The sequence below is a fragment of the Streptomyces sp. NBC_00885 genome, from assembly GCF_045207475.1.
Taxonomy (GTDB): Bacteria; Actinomycetota; Actinomycetes; order Streptomycetales; family Streptomycetaceae; genus Streptomyces.
Map to the genome: position 1 here is coordinate 5,112,556 of NZ_CP108796.1, position 14,991 is coordinate 5,127,546.

A 14,991-nucleotide genomic window follows, 5' to 3' on the forward strand; every position below is an offset into this window, starting at 1 on the left:
AATTGCTTGGGCATTGCGCGTGCCCGGGAAGCACGCAGGGTGGTCGGATTGTTCCCAGGAGTGCATCGCGCTGCCACATGCGCGGCACGGTGCCGGAGCATTTCTGGGATCCATCGTCACGGAGGTGTGCGCCATGGGCGACGCCGCGATGCGGCTGACCACTCTTGCCGAGGAGTTGCTGGGGGCCCCGCTCCCGGTTCGTATCCGGGCCTGGGACGGCAGTGAGTCCGGGCCTCCAGGCGCTCCCGTACTCGTCGTCCGGCACCGCCGCGCCCTGCGCCGGCTGCTGTGGCGGCCCGGCGAGCTCGGGCTCGCGCGGGCCTGGGTGGCCGGGGAGATCGACGTCGAAGGCGATCTGTACGCCGCCCTTGATCTGCTCTCCGGGATCATCTGGGAGCGCGGCGAGGCGAGACCCGCGTCCGGCCACCCCCTGCGCGACCCCCGCCTGCGGGCCGCCGCCCGCGGCCTGCTGAAGATCGGCGGCGCGCTGCCGCCCCCGCCTCCGCCCGCCGAGGAGGTCCGCCGCCGCGCCGGGCCGTTGCACACCAAGCGCCGCGACAAGAAGGCCATCAGCCACCACTACGACGTCGGCAACCCCTTCTACGAGCTCGTCCTCGGGCCGTCCATGGTCTACTCCTGCGCCTACTGGCACGACGGCGGCACCCTCGAGGACGCCCAGCGCGACAAGCTCGACCTCGTCTGCCGCAAGCTCGGCCTCAAGGAGGGCGACCGGCTGCTCGACGTCGGCTGCGGCTGGGGCTCCATGGCCATGCACGCCGCCCGCGAGTACGGCGTTCAGGTCACCGGCATCACCCTCTCCCGTGAGCAGGCCGCGTTCGCCCGCAAGCGCATCGCCGAAGAGGGACTCACCGACCGGATCGAGATCCGCGTCCAGGACTACCGGGACGTCAGGGACGGTCCGTACGACGCCATTTCCTCCATCGGCATGGCCGAACACGTCGGCCAGGTCCGCTACCACCAGTACGCCGAACAGCTCTTCTCGCTGCTGGAGCCCGGCGGCCGGCTCCTCAACCACCAGATCGCCCGCCCTCCGGAGGAGAACGAATCCGCCTACCACGTGGACGAGTTCATCGACCGCTACGTCTTCCCCGACGGCGAGCTCGCGCCCCTCGGCCGTACCGTCACCAGCCTTGAGGCGGCCGGCTTCGAGGTGCGTGACGTCGAGGCGATCCGCGAGCACTACGCCCTCACCCTGCGCCGCTGGGTCGCCAACCTCGAGGCCGACTGGGACCAGGCCGTACGCCACAGCTCACCCGGACGCGCCCGCGTCTGGCGGCTCTACATGGCCGCCTGCGCGATCTCCTTCGAGCGCAACAAGATCGGCGTCAACCAGATCCTCGCCGTGAAGACACCCGGGAGCGGTGCCTCAGGGCTGCCGCTGCGCACCCGCACCTGGACTTGAGGACATGCGAGAGGCCCCGCGACCACACCGGTCGCGGGGCCCCTCGGCATCCGTATCGCTACTCCGTCTTGATCGCCGTCAGCATGTTCAGCTTCGCGGCGCTGCGCGCGGGCCACATCGCGGCCAGCACCCCGACCACTCCGGCCAGCAGCAGGAAGATCCCGATCCGGTCCCACGGCACGACCAGCGCGTATTCGGGGATCTCCGACTTGAGCGTCTCGCCCAGCGCCCAGGCCAGGAAGGACCCGAGCCCGATGCCGATCACCGCGCCGAAGAGCGAGATCACCACCGCCTCCAGGCGGATCATGCGCTTGACCTTGCGGCGGTCGAGGCCGATCGCCCGCAGCATGCCGATCTCCTGCTGACGCTCGAAGACGGACATCGCGAGGGTGTTGATGACGCCGAGCACCGCGATGATCAGGGCCATCGCCAGCAGTCCGTACATGATGTTCAGCATCGTGTTGATCATGCCGCCGAACATGTTCCGGATGTCCTGGCGGTCCATGACGCTCATCGCCGGGCTGTTTCCCAGCGCGTCCACCAGCGCCTGCTCGTTCGCCTCGCTCGCTCCGCCGTCCATCTTCACCCAGATCTCGGGGATGTACGGCTTCGTCTCGAAGGGCGCGATCAGCGACTTGGGCACCAGGACCGGCGAGAGGAACTCGTTGTCCTGGTAGACCGCTCCGACCGTCAGATTCCTGGTCTCTGCCTTGCCGCCCTCGCTGTGGTCACCGAACTTCACCGGCAGGGTGTCCCCGGCCTTCCAGCCGTTGGACTTGGCGGTCTTCTCGGCGACCGCGATCTGACCCTTGCCGAGCGTCGACATCGAGCCGCTGACGGGCTTCAGGGCGAAGACCTTCTCCACGTCCCCGGGGGTGACCGCGGAGACGGAGTGGTACTCGTCCTTGATCTGCAGCGAGGTGGCCTGATTCGCGGAGACCGCGCTGACACCCTTCGCCTTCTCCAGCGCGGTCAGCGCCGACTTGTCGAGGCCGCCGCCTCCGGCCATGGTGACCATGTAGTCGGCGCGGATGTTGTCCGTGGTCGTCTTGTCGATGGCCTGGCCCAGCGTGACGCCGATGACCGTGAGACCGGTGACCAGGGTGAGGCCGATCGACAGCGCCGATGCGGTGGCTCCGGTACGGCGGGGGTTGCGGACCGCGTTCTGCCCGGCCAGCTTGCCCGAGACTCCGAAGACCCGGTCCAGCAGCGGCCGCGCCAGCGCGATGACCGGACGGGACAGCAGCGGGATCACCACGATGATGCCGATCAGCGCCAGGAACGCGCCGCCGCCGATCATCATCCGGCCGTCGTCCTTGCCCATCGCCGCACCGGCGAAGATCGCCGCCATGCCGGCCAGCATGATGACGCTGCCGATGCTGTTGCGTACGACCAGGGACTTGGTCGTCGCGGGCAGATGGGCGCTGCCCATCGCCGCTACCGGCGGGATCTTCGCGGCCCGGCGGGCGGGCAGCCACGCGGCGAGCACGGTGACGAGGACGCCGACCGCGAGCGCGGCGATGACCGCGGTGGGCGAGATCACCAGCGGACCGGCCGGCACCTTCGCGCCGAAGGAGGTCATCGCCGAGCGCAGCCCGGTCGCGAGACCGATACCGAGGACGAAGCCGATCACCGAGGCGAGGGTGCCGACGACCAGGGCCTCCAGCATCACGGAGCGCTTGACCTGCCGGCGCGAGGCACCGACGGCGCGCATCAGCGCCAGCTCCCTGGTGCGCTGGGCGACCAGCATGGTGAAGGTGTTGGCGATCAGGAAGATGCCGACGAAGAGGGCGATGGCCGCGAAGGCGAGGAGCATCGTGTTGAGGTTGGACAGGCCCTGCTCGATCTCCCGGGCCTGCTGGTCGGCGAGCGCCTTACCGGTCTGCGCCCGGGCGTCCTTGGGCAGCAGCGGCTTGACCGCGTCCAGGATCTTCTGGTCGGAGGCCCCGGCCGCGGCTGCGATCGTGACGTCCTTGTAGTGGCCGGGCCGCAGATAGAGCTTCTGCGCGACGGGGGTGTTGAAGAGGACGAGGCTGCCGCCCGCGTTGACGGCGCCGTCCTCGGTGGTGAAGACACCGGAGAGGGTGTACTCCTTCGCCGGGCCGTTCCCGGCGACCCGCACGGTGTCCCCGACCCGGTACTTGCCCTTGTCGGCGGAGTCCTCGTCGAGGGCGATCTGGGAGTCCTGCTGCGGCCCCGAACCGTCGGTGAAGGTGTAGGCGGGGTCCTTGCCGTCCTTGCCGGGGGCGAAGTTCGCGCCGGTGTTGGACCAGCCGTTGCCGATCAGCTTGCCGTCCTGGTCGGCGACCCCGGCGAAGCCGGAGACCCGTCCGGTGGCACCGGCGACCCCTTCCAGACCCCGGATCTTCTCCAGCGTCTTGGCGTCGATCCCGGGGTCGTTCTGGTCGGCGTACGTCGTGACGGCGACCGCGACGTTGTCGTAACTCTTGGCCGACTGGTTGCGGTAGGCGTTGCCGAGGGTGTCGGTGAAGACCAGGGTGCCGGAGACGAAGGCCACGCCGAGCATCACGGCGAGGACGGTCATCAGCAGCCTGGCTTTGTGCGCGAGCACATTGCGCAGGGCGGTACGGAACATGTCTGTGTCAGTCCTGAGGTGAGAGCCGGGGTTCTGGGTCCTAGGGGGAGGAGCAGCGTCGGCCGTTCAGCTGGTCCGGCCCTTGGAGTCGAACTCCTTCATCCGGTCGAGGACGCCGTCGGCGGTGGGGCTGAGCATCTCGTCGACGATCCGGCCGTCCGCCAGGAAGATCACCCGGTCGGCATAGGAGGCGGCCACCGGGTCGTGGGTGACCATGACGACGGTCTGGCCCAGCTCCCGTACCGAATTGCGCAGGAAGCCCAGCACCTCGGCGCCCGAGCGCGAGTCCAGGTTTCCGGTCGGCTCATCGCCGAAGATGATGTCGGGCTGCGAGGCGAGGGCGCGGGCGACGGCGACGCGCTGCTGCTGGCCGCCGGAGAGCTCCGTGGGGCGGTGGCTGAGCCGGTCCCGCAGGCCCACCATCTCGATGACCTGCTCCAGCCACTGCTTGTCGGGCTTGCGGCCCGCGATGTCCATCGGGAGCGTGATGTTCTCCAGCGCGGTGAGCGTCGGCAGCAGGTTGAACGCCTGGAAGATGAAGCCGATCTTGTCCCGGCGCAGCTGGGTCAGCTGCTTGTCCTTGAGCGAGCCGAGCTCGGTCTCACCGATCCGTACGGATCCGGAGCTGAAGCTGTCGAGGCCGGCCACGCAGTGCATCAGCGTGGACTTGCCGGAGCCCGAGGGCCCCATGATCGCGGTGAACTCCGCCTGCCGGAAGTCGACGGTCACCCGGTCCAGCGCGACCACCTGGGTCTCGCCCTGTCCGTACACCTTGGACAGATCCGTGGCGCGGGCGGCCACTGCGGTGGCGCGGTGAGCGATGGGAGTGGTGGTCACGAGGAGGGCTCCTGTCGGGATGTGTCGTGGGGACCACCCCATCGTGTCCGCTGCCGCGCGGCGGATCGTCAGTCCCGGTGCCCGTTCCAGGGGGCCACTTGGGTCGGACCGCCGGGCTCGATCGTCCTCCTTTGGTATGACGGCGTCCCTGAGACCCGAGGAGGGTGACGGGCGGCGACTTTCCGTCATTCCGGTGTACGTGAGACGGCGTCAGCCGACCCGGCAGGGCGGCCAAGAATGCGCCGCCACCTGCACTGACGCACCCTCAGGCGCCAGTAAAATAAGACAACTTCGGGCCACGGGCCCGTAGGCCGGGCGATCTACCCGGATAGGCTCGGGTGCCAACGCGGACCGCACGCCATGCCCGGATGGTGGAATGCAGACACGGCGAGCTTAAACCTCGCTGCCCCTCGGGGGCGTGCCGGTTCAAGTCCGGCTCCGGGCACTTCGCCGCCCGGTCGAACCGCCCGGGCGGCGCCGGTACCGGTCTTGATTCGGACGCGATCCCGGTCACGATCGCGGAAAGATCCTCCCCGAGCACTAGGGCGTTCCTTTTGCTTGCCCATTACTCTGGCTCCAAGGCCGCGCAGGGTGGCCATGGAGGAGTGAGATGAGGAGCAGTAACCCGGTCTTCTCGCGACGGGGGTTCAGCCGCGACAACGGCTACGCGGGATTCAACGCGCAGCAGCCGCAGGCCGGGGGCCCCGCCGTAGGAACCAACCCCTACGCACAGGGCGCGGGCAACCCGTACGCCACCAACCCCTACGCTCCGGCGGACACGCAGTACGGCGCCCCGGCGCCCGCGCGCACCAACGCCATGACGATGGACGACGTCGTCTCGCGTACCGCCATCACCCTGGGCACCGTCACCGTCGGCGCGATCCTGGCCTGGACGCTGCTGCCCGTCTCGTCCACCAGCTATGCGCTCGCCTTCGGCGCCGCACTTGTGGCGTTCGTTCTCGCGATCGTCCAGTCCTTCAAGCGGACCGCTTCGCCCGCGCTGATCATCGGTTATGCCGCGTTCGAGGGCATTTTCCTCGGCGTGATCAGCGAGATGTACAACAGCGTCTGGTCGGGTGCGCCCTTCCAGGCCGTGCTGGGCACCATGGCGGTCAGCGGCGCCACGCTCTTCATGTACAAGCAGCGCTGGATCCGGGTCACCGCCCGGTATGCCCGCATCGGTATGACCATCGCGATCGCCTTCATCGTCGTGATGGCCGTGAACCTCCTGCTGGTGGTCTTCGGCGTCGCCGAGGACGGCGGTCTGCGCAGCTTCGGCCCGCTCGGCGCGATCGTGGGCATCCTCGCGATCCTGATCGGCTGCTTCTTCCTGACGCTGGACTTCAAGCAGATCGAGGACGGCATCGCCTACGGCGCTCCCCGTGAGGAGTCCTGGCTCGCGGCCTTCGGTCTGACGATGTCGCTGGTCTGGATCTACCTGGAGATGCTGCGACTGGTCGCGATCTTCAGCGGCGACGACTAGCGGGACCGGTTGCCACAGGTGTGACGAAGGGCCCGTACGGCGAGAGCCGGGCGGGCCCTTCGGCGTCTCGAGACCTAGAGCAGTTTGCGCGCGGCGCGCCTCAGGTCGTACTCATGGATGATCGCTTTGGCATGTCCGTAAGCGAGATTGTGCTCGCTCCGGAGCCAGCTGACCTTCTCCTCGAAGCGGAAGAGGGATGGGCCCTCCTCGACGGTGCGAAGCCAGTCGGAGATTTCACGACCGGTGCAGTGAGGGATTCGGGAGAGCAGATTTCGATGGGTCTCTTCGGAGAAGACTTGGGACATCGGCGCCTCCGGACGCGTTGCGCGTGTGCTCCTTCACGCCACCGTGCCTGAGCGTTCGCGTATTGGCAACAGTGCGGTCTCGGCGCATAGGGTCGCGGGGTGCTTGATACGAGTGAGCTGACGGCCGCGGTAGACCGCTTCGCCGACCGTTTGAGAGCCGCTCCGCAGAGCCGGCTGCAGCGTGGTGCGGCGGCCGAAGGCCTCGCGCTGGCCAGGGAGTTGGCACTGCGTGCCCAGCGCATCGAGGCCCCCGGAAGCGAGCCGAGGATCATGCCGGAGGCGGGTCTGTTTGCGGTCGCGGATCAGCTGATGGTGGCCGGGCGAGATTTGGCCGAGGCAATGAGAATGGCCCCGTCCGGTTCCGTGGCGGAGGTTGACGAGGCCGTGAATCTGGTGCGTGAGGCGGTGGGCCGGGCGGGGCTGTAGCCCGGGGGCCGAATGGCCCGTGTGGGGCTCTGTGGGGGCGTGGAGCCCGCGGGACTGGCCGTCGCGGGCAGGGACCGGGTTACAGCGAGGCGATGACGCGGTCCGCGAGGATGTAGACGCTCTCCTCGCCGCACGCGAACGTCAGGGCGTAGGCGCCCGAGACGCCGGAGCCGCCCAGCAGTACGGGGGCCTCGCCCACCCGCAGCGCCTCGGCGAGCCTCTCGGCGGTCTCGCGGTGACCGGGGGTCATGCACAGCGTCGTGCCGTCCGCGAAGACGTACACGTCGAGCGTGCCCAGCGGCCCGGGACGTACGTCCGCGAGCTCCGTGCGCGTCTCGGCGAGCTCCTCCAGGCGGGCCACGGTGCGCTCGTGGTCGGTGACGACCGGGGTCTGGACCGGGACGAAGTCCGGGTGCGAGGGGTGGCGGCGGCGGGCCGCGGCCAGTTCGGGGGAGTCCTCGGCGAACTCCGTCACCTCGGGCAGATCCGCCAGGTCGTCCAGCGCCTCGACCGCCTCGAAGTCCATCGCCTCAAGGCTCACGAAGTCGGCCTGGCGGGGTACGTAGAACGGGGGCAGCTCGTCGCCCGGCGCGGCCAGACCGCCCAGCAGCGACGGCGCGTCCGCGGCGTCGCGCGACTCCTGCGCGGCCCAGAAGGCGCGGGCCTCGGCCAGCTCGCGCTCGCGCTCCTCGGCCAGTGCCTCGGCGACCGCGGCGCGTATCTCGGCGGCGGGGGTGGGACGGGCCTGCGGCACGGTCGCGAGACGGCCGCCGCCGTGCACGGCCAGCTCACTGCGCAGGGCCGTGACCTGCTTACGGAGCCCATGGGCGGCGTGCAGGGCAGCGGCGCCCACGGCGGTGGCGGCGGCCGTGGTCAGCAGCAGGGCAATAGACATGGCGCTCACTGACGTACTCCTGGTTTCAATCGATCCCCCGACTTCCTACATCAGCTTGCGGTGAGCCCGCGCCCCCTGTCAGTGCATTACGTCACGAATTGGACAGGACTTTGTGCCCGGTGTTTAAGCCGAAAGGTGCCTTGACCTGGGGGAATGGCTCTCCCCCAGGAGACAGGTCACATCCTGGGGGAGATTCAGTCACGAGTTGAGTTCCGCGCGGGGCCGAAACGTCTCTCCGTTGCCGCTCAGCTCAGGCGCTCGATGACCATCGCCATGCCCTGGCCGCCACCGACGCACATGGTCTCCAGACCGAACTGCTTGTCGTGGAACTGGAGGCTGTTGATCAGCGTGCCGGTGATCCGCGCGCCGGTCATGCCGAAGGGGTGGCCGACGGCGATGGCGCCACCGTTGACGTTGACCTTCTCCAGGTCCAGGCCGAGGTCCCGGTAGGAGGGGATGACCTGGGCGGCGAATGCCTCGTTGATCTCGGCCAGGTCGATGTCGCCGACGGTCAGACCCGCCCGCTTCAGCGCCTGCTTGGACGCCTCGACCGGCCCGTAGCCCATGATCTCGGGGGACAGGCCGGAGACGCCGGTGGAGACGATCCGGGCCAGCGGGGTCAGACCCAGCTCGCGTGCCTTGGTGTCGGACATGATCACCAGGGCGGCGGCGCCGTCGTTGAGCGGGCAGCAGTTTCCGGCGGTCACGAAGCCGTCGGGGCGGAAGACCGGCTTCAGGCCCTGCACGGCCTCCAGGGTGACGCCCGCGCGCGGGCCGTCGTCCTTGGAGACGACCGTGCCGTCCGGAGTCGTCACAGGGGTGATCTCGCGCTCCCAGAAGCCGTTCTTGAGGGCTTCCTCGGCGAGGTTCTGCGACCGTACGCCGAACTCGTCCATGTCCTGGCGCGTCACGCCCTTGAGGCGGGCCAGGTTCTCGGCGGTCTGGCCCATGGTGATGTACGCGTCGGGGACCAGGCCGTCCTCGCGGGGGTCGTGCCAGTCGGCGGCGCCGTTCTCGGCGACGGAGGCGGTACGGGCCTCGGCCTCGGCGAAGAGCGGGTTGTGCGTCTCCGGAAGGCTGTCGGAGTTGCCCTTCACGAACCGGGACACCATCTCGACACCGGCGGAGATGAACACGTCGCCCTCGCCGGCCTTGATGGCGTGCAGCGCCATGCGGCTGGTCTGCAGGGAGGAGGAGCAGTAGCGGGTGACCGTACAGCCGGGAAGGTGGTCCATCCCCATCTGCACGGCGACGATGCGCCCGAGATTGTGCCCCTGCTCGCCACCGGGCAGACCGCAGCCGAGCATCAGGTCGTCGATGTCCTTGGGGTCGAGCTCGGGGACCTTGGCGAGGGCGGTCTGAATGATGGTGGCGGTCAGATCGTCGGCACGCAGGTCCTTCAGGGAGCCCTTGAAGGCCCGGCCGATGGGGGAGCGGGCGGCTGAGACGATCACGGCTTCGGGCATCACGGCTCCATGGTGTGCGGGGCGGGTAGGGGGCGCTGTCTGGGAAGTTACCGGTACGTATGGCTGTGGTCACGGGGCGGGGCGTGTGATGCGGGCCTCTTTTCTAAGCGAGCGCTCAGTTGGTGGGCGGGGGTTTGTCCCCCACCCCGCCCTCCCCCTACGGCCTGGCGGCCGTGGGAGGTACCCCCATCCCGAAACTGGGGGCTGCGCCGCCAGACCCCCGGGGTGGTGGGCCGGCGCCCCACACCCCATACTCCTGCGGCTTCGCCGCGGAGCGAAAAGCGCGGTGCTTCGCCCCGGCCCTCCTGGATGTCGGCTTCCCGCACGCCCACGCTCCTGCGGCTTCCCGCCGCACCGGGCGGTGGGGTGGGCGCCCCTCACCCCGGCTTCGGCGGCTTCGGCGCGCAGTCCACGGCCACCGTTCCCGCCGCGGCTTGGGCCCGCACGGTTCCGGGGCGGTGAGGACCCCCATTTCAGGTTGCGCGGGCGGACCCCCACGCACCGCATCCCGTCCGGTGGGGAGGGGCGGTGCAGGGTCGTCCCCGCGTTTCCAGCGTCCGTGGTGAACGTGGGCCAGGGGGCGTTGGTGGTTGCTGTCCGGTGGGTGGCTTCGCGGGCGAACCCCCGATTGGCGGCCAACACCGGGTGCCCTTACGGACCCCTCATCGCCGCCGACGCCGAGGAGTCGAGCCCGAAGGGGCCCCGGAACCCGCACCACACGCCACCGGGCACCCCGGAGCGGGACCATGCACGCCCGCGCCGCACGGCATCGGGCAGCTACCCCCGCCTCGCCTCCGGTGCCGGAGACGGTTCCGGGGTTGGTGCCGGGGTCGGGAGGCGGCGGCGTCGGCGGTGCTTCAGCAGAGCCCAGGGCGCCCTCGCCCCCGTGACCTCCGTGCCCGCCACCTTCGCCGCCGTCGCCGCCGCCTTCGCCACCGGGAGCATGTCCTCGTGGCGGTCCGCCTCCAGGCGGTCCGACTCCGGCCAGACGCCGAGCACCGCGCACAGCGTCGGCAGCATCGCCATCGCCGCCGTCGCGTAGCCCTCCGCCGACGGGTGGTAGTTGTCCGCGCCGAACATCTCCCGCGGGTTCGCCGCGAACTCCGGCCCCAGCAGGTCGCCCAGCGACACCGTGCGGCCGCCCTGCTCGACGACCACGATCGTCTGCGCCGCGGCCAGCTGCCGTGAGACTCTTCGCGCCAAAAACCGCAGCGGCTGGTAGACCGGCTCGATCGTGCCGAGATCCGGGCACGTGCCGACCACCACCTCCGCACCCGCCGTACGCAGCCTGCGCACCGCGGCCGCGAGATGGCGGACGGACTGCGTGGGCGGCATCCGGTGCGTGACGTCGTTCGCGCCGATCATGATCACGCAGACGTCCGGTGTCCGCGTCCGGTCCGCGAGCAGTGCCGTCACCTGTCGCTCCAGGTCGTCCGACTGCGCCCCCGGCAGCGCCACGTTGCGGACCTCCACCGCCCGCTCGGCCACCGCCGCCAGCCCGGACGCCAGCAGAGCCCCCGGCGTCTGGCCGGCCCGCCGTACGCCCTGCCCCGCCGCCGTCGAGTCCCCCAGTACGCCGAGGACCAGCGGATTGCTGCGCCCGAAGGCCAGCCCGTAGAGCCCGTCGCCGCGCGGTGGAAGAGGGGCCGTGCCCCCGCCCACGGAGCGCTTCGCCAGCTGGACCTCCGCCAGTACAAGTCCCACTGCCGCCGCTCCGAGAAGGCCGATACTGCCGCCCCCGTAGGCCGCGCCCGCCGCGATGCGCCGTGCCACCCTCGCCCTCGACACAGTCCCAGCCACCTCCTCGTAGCTCAGCTTCAGTCACCAGCTAACTGCCCCGTGGCAACCGTCGCCCAATCACTCGCTGCTCCGCTTAGGCTGGCCGCATACCTACGGAGATCCCGGAGAACATTGTGCGTATCCACCACTCGATGATCAGTCTCGTCGGCAATACCCCGCTGCTGAAGCTGAACAGCGTCACCACAGGCATTCAGGCGACCGTCCTGGCCAAGGTCGAGTACTTCAACCCCGGCGGGTCGGTGAAGGACCGGATCGCGCTGCGCATGATCGAGGCGGCCGAGGAGAGCGGGGCGCTCCAGCCCGGCGGCACGATCGTGGAGCCGACCAGCGGCAACACCGGCGTCGGCCTGGCGATCGTGGCCCAGCAGAAGGGCTACAAGTGCATCTTCGTCTGCCCGGACAAGGTGTCCACGGACAAGATCAATGTGCTCCGGGCGTACGGAGCCGAGGTCGTCGTGTGCCCCACGGCCGTCGACCCCGAGCACCCCGACTCGTACTACAACGTCTCCGACCGGCTGGTCCGCGAGACGCCCGGCGCCTGGAAGCCCGACCAGTACTCCAACCCGAACAACCCGCGTTCGCACTACGAGACCACCGGTCCCGAGCTGTGGGACCAGACGGACGGGAAGATCACCCATTTCGTCGCGGGCGTCGGCACCGGCGGCACGATCTCCGGGACCGGCAACTACCTGAAGGAGGTCAGCGACGGCAAGGTCAAGATCATCGGCGCTGACCCGGAGGGCTCCGTCTACTCCGGCGGCTCCGGCCGTCCCTACCTCGTCGAGGGCGTCGGCGAGGACTTCTGGCCGACCGCGTACGACCGGACCGTGACCGACGAGATCGTCGCCGTGTCCGACAAGGACTCCTTCCAGATGACGCGCCGTCTCGCCAAGGAGGAGGGCCTGCTCGTCGGCGGCTCCTGCGGCATGGCCGTGGTCGCGGCGCTGAAGGTGGCCGAAGGGCTCGGCCCGGACGACGTGGTCGTCGTCCTGCTGCCGGACAGCGGCCGCGGCTATCTCTCCAAGATCTTCAACGACGAGTGGATGGCGGACTACGGCTTCCTGGAGGACTCCGGTCCGTCCGCGAGCGTCGCTGACGTGCTGCGCGACAAGGAGGGCGGCAAGATCCCCAGCCTGGTGCACATGCACCCGGAGGAGACGGTCGGCGAGGCGATCGAGGTGCTCCGTGAGTACGGCGTGTCCCAGATGCCGATCGTGAAGCCGGGCGCGGGCCACCCGGACGTGATGGCCGCCGAGGTCATCGGCTCGGTCGTCGAACGCGAGCTTCTGGACGCGCTGTTCACCCAGCGCGCCTCGCTCGGCGACCCCCTGGAGAAGCACATGAGCGCGCCCCTCCCGCAGGTGGGCTCGGGCGAGCCGGTCGGGGACCTGATGTCGGTCCTCGGTGTGGCGGATGCGGCGATTGTGCTGGTGGAGGGCAAGCCGACGGGTGTGGTGAGCCGTCAGGACCTGCTGTCATTCCTCGCCAAGGGCGGTAAGTAGCACTGTACGAACGCGGTTTCGCACAATCGGTACGCGCGCGACACGTTCGCGCAGCACCCGCTTAACACGCGTCCTGCACAGTGGTGGATGTCGGCAGGGGGACCGGGCAGGGATCCCGGCCGGCACCCACAGCGGCGTCTAGGATTTTCGGAGCGGCTCCCGGACCTCCCAAGACGCCCTGGACGCGGAGACCGGCCCTGACCCGGGACCGTGTCCCACGCGGGGACCGCCGTCGTCCCGCCCCCCGGTTCGCCGGGGGTGCGGCGGTCCCCGCGCTTTTTTGCGCCTAAACCGGCGCCGCTCTCGCGGAGTTGGTTGCCCACCGTCGGGGTTCCTCAATGGATGGCTGCGGTGATCGTCGTTTCAGACACCCGGACGCACCCGCAGCGTGAGGGGACCGCTCAGTCCTGCCAGTCGGACTTGTCGCGCTCGCGCGACCCCCTCATCCACGGCCAACCCCGCGCCGCATGCACCGCGTTCACGCCGACGATTCCGAACCAGGCCACGATCAGGCCCTCCAGGTTCGCGTTGACCACGGCGATCGCCGACAGCGGGATCGCCAGGATCAGCGAGACGATCGCGAAGCCGAAGCGTTCCCCGAAGTTCCCCTCGGGGGACTGCGGCGGGCGGGTGCCGCGGGCCACCACCATCTGCTGCTCGGCGAGCTGGCGGCGCACACGGCGGTCCACCGTGCCGTCGAGCCGCTGCTCGACCTTCTCCAGAAACGATTCGACGAGCGCGGCGTCGTACTCCTCCCCCAGCTCACGGCGGGCGTGCAGAGTGGCGTCGAGCTCCTTTTTGAGCTCAGGGTCGCGGGCTTCCATAACCGTTCACGCTATGGCCGTGCGGCTGCCGCGTCAGTGGGGTTAGCCCCACTCTTTTCCCCTGGGCTACCTGCAGTGATCCCTTGCCGGGGCTGCATATCGTCATGCAGAGTTGTCGGTGTCTGAATAGGACGTGATGAACGACCTGACGAGGGGGATGGCATGAGCGACAGCCCTGCCGCACGGCTCCAACAGCTCTTCGAGGGCCACCGGCTCACCCCCACCCAGCGCCGGATCGCCCACAGCATGGTGCGCCGGGCCGCCGACGTCCCGTTTCTGTCCAGCGTGGAACTCGCCGAGGTCGCCGGGGTCAGCCAGCCCTCCGTCACCCGCTTCGCCGTCGCCCTCGGCTTCGACGGCTACCCGGCGCTGCGCAAGCATCTGCGGGAGGTCGCGCCCGCGGAGAGCGAGGCGGGCAACAACGGGATCAACGAGTACCAGCAGGCGGTGCAGGCCGAGATCGAGAACCTGCGCCATCTCGCCGACCTGCTCGCCGACCCCTCCCCGGTCGAAAGCGCGGGCCGTCTCCTCGCCGCCTCCCGTCCGCTGCCGGTGCTCGGACTGCGCGCCGCGTCCTCGCAGGCCCGCGGCTTCGCCTACTTCGCCGCCAAGGTGCACCCCGACGTACGCCTCCTCGACGAGGGCGGCACGATGCTCACCGACCGCATCGACGCGGCCCGCCTGGCGGGTGCGAGCGCGCTGCTGTGCTTCGCGCTGCCCCGCCACCCCAAGGAGGTCGTGGAGGCGCTGGCGCACGCGCGCTCGGCGGGCCTGAAGGTGGTGACCGTCGCCGACTCGGCCTTCGCCCCGGTGGCCGGCCACAGCGATCTGCTGATCCCGGCGGCGGTCGGCACGGGCCTGGCCTTCGACACGGCGTGCGCGCCGATGCTGCTGGGGCGGGTGCTGCTGGAGGCGATGTGCGACGACCTGCCGGACGCGCAGGCGCGGCTGGAAGAGTTCGACGCGAAGGCTGCCGCGCGGGGCTTGTTCGTGGAGTAGCGGGGCCGGCCGGAAAGGCTCCACCGATGCCTCTCCGGCCGGCCCCGGGCCGTCAGATCTCCAGTTCGGCCTCGATCTTCTTCAGCTGGTGCCGGGCCATGGCGAGGTTCGCCCGCTCCTTGTCGAGCGCCAGGTAGAGGAACAGGCCGCTGGTCCCCCGGCCCTTCATCAGCCGGATCAGGTGGTACTGCGTGCCGAGCGTGATCAGGATGTCCTCGATGCCGTCCTTGAGCCCGAGCTGTTCCATGGTGCGCACCTTGGCGCGCACCACATCGGTGTTGCCCGCCGCGGCCACGGACAGGTCCAGATCCTTTCCGCCGCCGATGGTGCCGAGGGCCATTCCGCTGGTGTAGTCGACGAGCGCGGCGCCGAGGGCACCCTCGATGACAGTGGTGGCTTCCTTGAGGGCGCGTTCGGTGTTGGCCATGAGATGCG

13 protein-coding genes and 1 tRNA gene are annotated in these 14,991 nt (G+C 69.8%); 6 read left to right on the forward strand and 8 right to left on the reverse strand.

The window, feature by feature from the left end; translation table 11 throughout:
- Window positions 1-133: 133 nt before the first annotated feature.
- Entirely contained in the window at window positions 134-1,423 is a 1,290-nt protein-coding gene (locus OHA61_RS23315; protein ID WP_324990807.1) for a cyclopropane-fatty-acyl-phospholipid synthase family protein, read from the forward strand.
- Between the two features lie 58 nt (window positions 1,424-1,481).
- On the opposite strand, the gene OHA61_RS23320 is transcribed toward OHA61_RS23315, so the two are convergent.
- Window positions 1,482-4,019, reverse strand: a complete 2,538-nt coding sequence (locus OHA61_RS23320) for an ABC transporter permease (RefSeq protein ID WP_406304680.1) — start codon at window positions 4,017-4,019, stop codon at window positions 1,482-1,484.
- Window positions 4,020-4,085: 66 nt separating this feature from the next.
- Window positions 4,086-4,856 carry an ABC transporter ATP-binding protein gene (locus tag OHA61_RS23325; RefSeq protein ID WP_361917698.1) on the reverse strand — a complete coding sequence of 257 codons (771 nt, stop codon included), beginning with the start codon at window positions 4,854-4,856 and terminating at the stop codon, window positions 4,086-4,088.
- 362 nt (window positions 4,857-5,218) lie between these two features.
- Between OHA61_RS23325 and OHA61_RS23330 the strand changes: the two genes are divergently transcribed.
- Together OHA61_RS23330 and OHA61_RS23335 are read left to right on the forward strand one after the other, a co-directional pair.
- A tRNA-Leu gene (locus tag OHA61_RS23330) sits at window positions 5,219-5,301 on the forward strand.
- Window positions 5,302-5,466: 165 nt separating this feature from the next.
- Window positions 5,467-6,339, forward strand: a complete 873-nt coding sequence (locus OHA61_RS23335) for a Bax inhibitor-1/YccA family protein (protein WP_324990801.1) — start codon at window positions 5,467-5,469, stop codon at window positions 6,337-6,339.
- 74 nt (window positions 6,340-6,413) lie between these two features.
- Here OHA61_RS23335 and OHA61_RS23340 read toward each other — a convergent pair whose 3' ends face one another.
- Complete coding sequence (locus OHA61_RS23340; protein ID WP_142217527.1) at window positions 6,414-6,644, reverse strand: DUF4287 domain-containing protein; 231 nt, start codon at window positions 6,642-6,644, stop codon at window positions 6,414-6,416.
- A 99-nt stretch (window positions 6,645-6,743) separates the two neighbouring features.
- On the opposite strand from OHA61_RS23340, the gene OHA61_RS23345 reads away from it, so the two are divergent.
- Entirely contained in the window at window positions 6,744-7,070 is a 327-nt protein-coding gene (locus tag OHA61_RS23345) for a hypothetical protein (protein ID WP_389374541.1), read from the forward strand.
- Window positions 7,071-7,149: 79 nt separating this feature from the next.
- Here OHA61_RS23345 and OHA61_RS23350 read toward each other — a convergent pair whose 3' ends face one another.
- The 3 genes from OHA61_RS23350 to OHA61_RS23360 all read right to left on the reverse strand — a co-directional run bounded on the left by OHA61_RS23350 (window position 7,150) and on the right by OHA61_RS23360 (window position 11,204).
- The gene (locus tag OHA61_RS23350) at window positions 7,150-7,965 is read right to left on the reverse strand and encodes a hypothetical protein (protein ID WP_406307428.1); all 816 of its coding nucleotides are present in this window, start codon (window positions 7,963-7,965) and stop codon (window positions 7,150-7,152) included.
- A 245-nt stretch (window positions 7,966-8,210) separates the two neighbouring features.
- Window positions 8,211-9,431: an acetyl-CoA C-acetyltransferase gene (locus OHA61_RS23355; RefSeq protein ID WP_266475792.1), complete on the reverse strand. Its 1,221-nt coding sequence runs from the start codon at window positions 9,429-9,431 to the stop codon at window positions 8,211-8,213.
- A gap of 777 nt (window positions 9,432-10,208) precedes the next feature.
- Window positions 10,209-11,204, reverse strand: a complete 996-nt coding sequence (locus tag OHA61_RS23360; protein ID WP_406307429.1) for an SGNH/GDSL hydrolase family protein — start codon at window positions 11,202-11,204, stop codon at window positions 10,209-10,211.
- Window positions 11,205-11,344: 140 nt separating this feature from the next.
- On the opposite strand from OHA61_RS23360, the gene OHA61_RS23365 reads away from it, so the two are divergent.
- The gene (locus OHA61_RS23365) at window positions 11,345-12,733 is read left to right on the forward strand and encodes a cystathionine beta-synthase (RefSeq protein ID WP_266475793.1); all 1,389 of its coding nucleotides are present in this window, start codon (window positions 11,345-11,347) and stop codon (window positions 12,731-12,733) included.
- Window positions 12,734-13,134: 401 nt separating this feature from the next.
- On the opposite strand, the gene OHA61_RS23370 is transcribed toward OHA61_RS23365, so the two are convergent.
- Window positions 13,135-13,557 (reverse strand): hypothetical protein, encoded by a 423-nt coding sequence (locus OHA61_RS23370; protein ID WP_406304681.1) that lies wholly within the window; start codon window positions 13,555-13,557, stop codon window positions 13,135-13,137.
- 162 nt (window positions 13,558-13,719) lie between these two features.
- Here OHA61_RS23370 and OHA61_RS23375 point away from each other — a divergent pair, with 162 nt between their 5' ends.
- Window positions 13,720-14,556, forward strand: a complete 837-nt coding sequence (locus tag OHA61_RS23375; RefSeq protein WP_324989514.1) for a MurR/RpiR family transcriptional regulator — start codon at window positions 13,720-13,722, stop codon at window positions 14,554-14,556.
- A gap of 52 nt (window positions 14,557-14,608) precedes the next feature.
- On the opposite strand, the gene OHA61_RS23380 is transcribed toward OHA61_RS23375, so the two are convergent.
- Complete coding sequence (locus OHA61_RS23380) at window positions 14,609-14,983, reverse strand: hypothetical protein (RefSeq protein WP_324989512.1); 375 nt, start codon at window positions 14,981-14,983, stop codon at window positions 14,609-14,611.
- Window positions 14,984-14,991: the final 8 nt, after the last annotated feature.

Coding starts and splice junctions, on each gene's coding strand:
- OHA61_RS23315 (WP_324990807.1), top strand. CDS start 134: ATGGGCGACGCCGCGATGCGGCTGACCACTCTTGCCGAGGAGTTGCTG.
- OHA61_RS23320 (WP_406304680.1), bottom strand. CDS start 4,019: ATGTTCCGTACCGCCCTGCGCAATGTGCTCGCGCACAAAGCCAGGCTG.
- OHA61_RS23335 (WP_324990801.1), top strand. CDS start 5,467: ATGAGGAGCAGTAACCCGGTCTTCTCGCGACGGGGGTTCAGCCGCGAC.
- OHA61_RS23340 (WP_142217527.1), bottom strand. CDS start 6,644: ATGTCCCAAGTCTTCTCCGAAGAGACCCATCGAAATCTGCTCTCCCGA.
- OHA61_RS23350 (WP_406307428.1), bottom strand. CDS start 7,965: ATGTCTATTGCCCTGCTGCTGACCACGGCCGCCGCCACCGCCGTGGGC.
- OHA61_RS23355 (WP_266475792.1), bottom strand. CDS start 9,431: ATGCCCGAAGCCGTGATCGTCTCAGCCGCCCGCTCCCCCATCGGCCGG.
- OHA61_RS23370 (WP_406304681.1), bottom strand. CDS start 13,557: ATGGAAGCCCGCGACCCTGAGCTCAAAAAGGAGCTCGACGCCACTCTG.
- OHA61_RS23375 (WP_324989514.1), top strand. CDS start 13,720: ATGAGCGACAGCCCTGCCGCACGGCTCCAACAGCTCTTCGAGGGCCAC.
- OHA61_RS23380 (WP_324989512.1), bottom strand. CDS start 14,983: ATGGCCAACACCGAACGCGCCCTCAAGGAAGCCACCACTGTCATCGAG.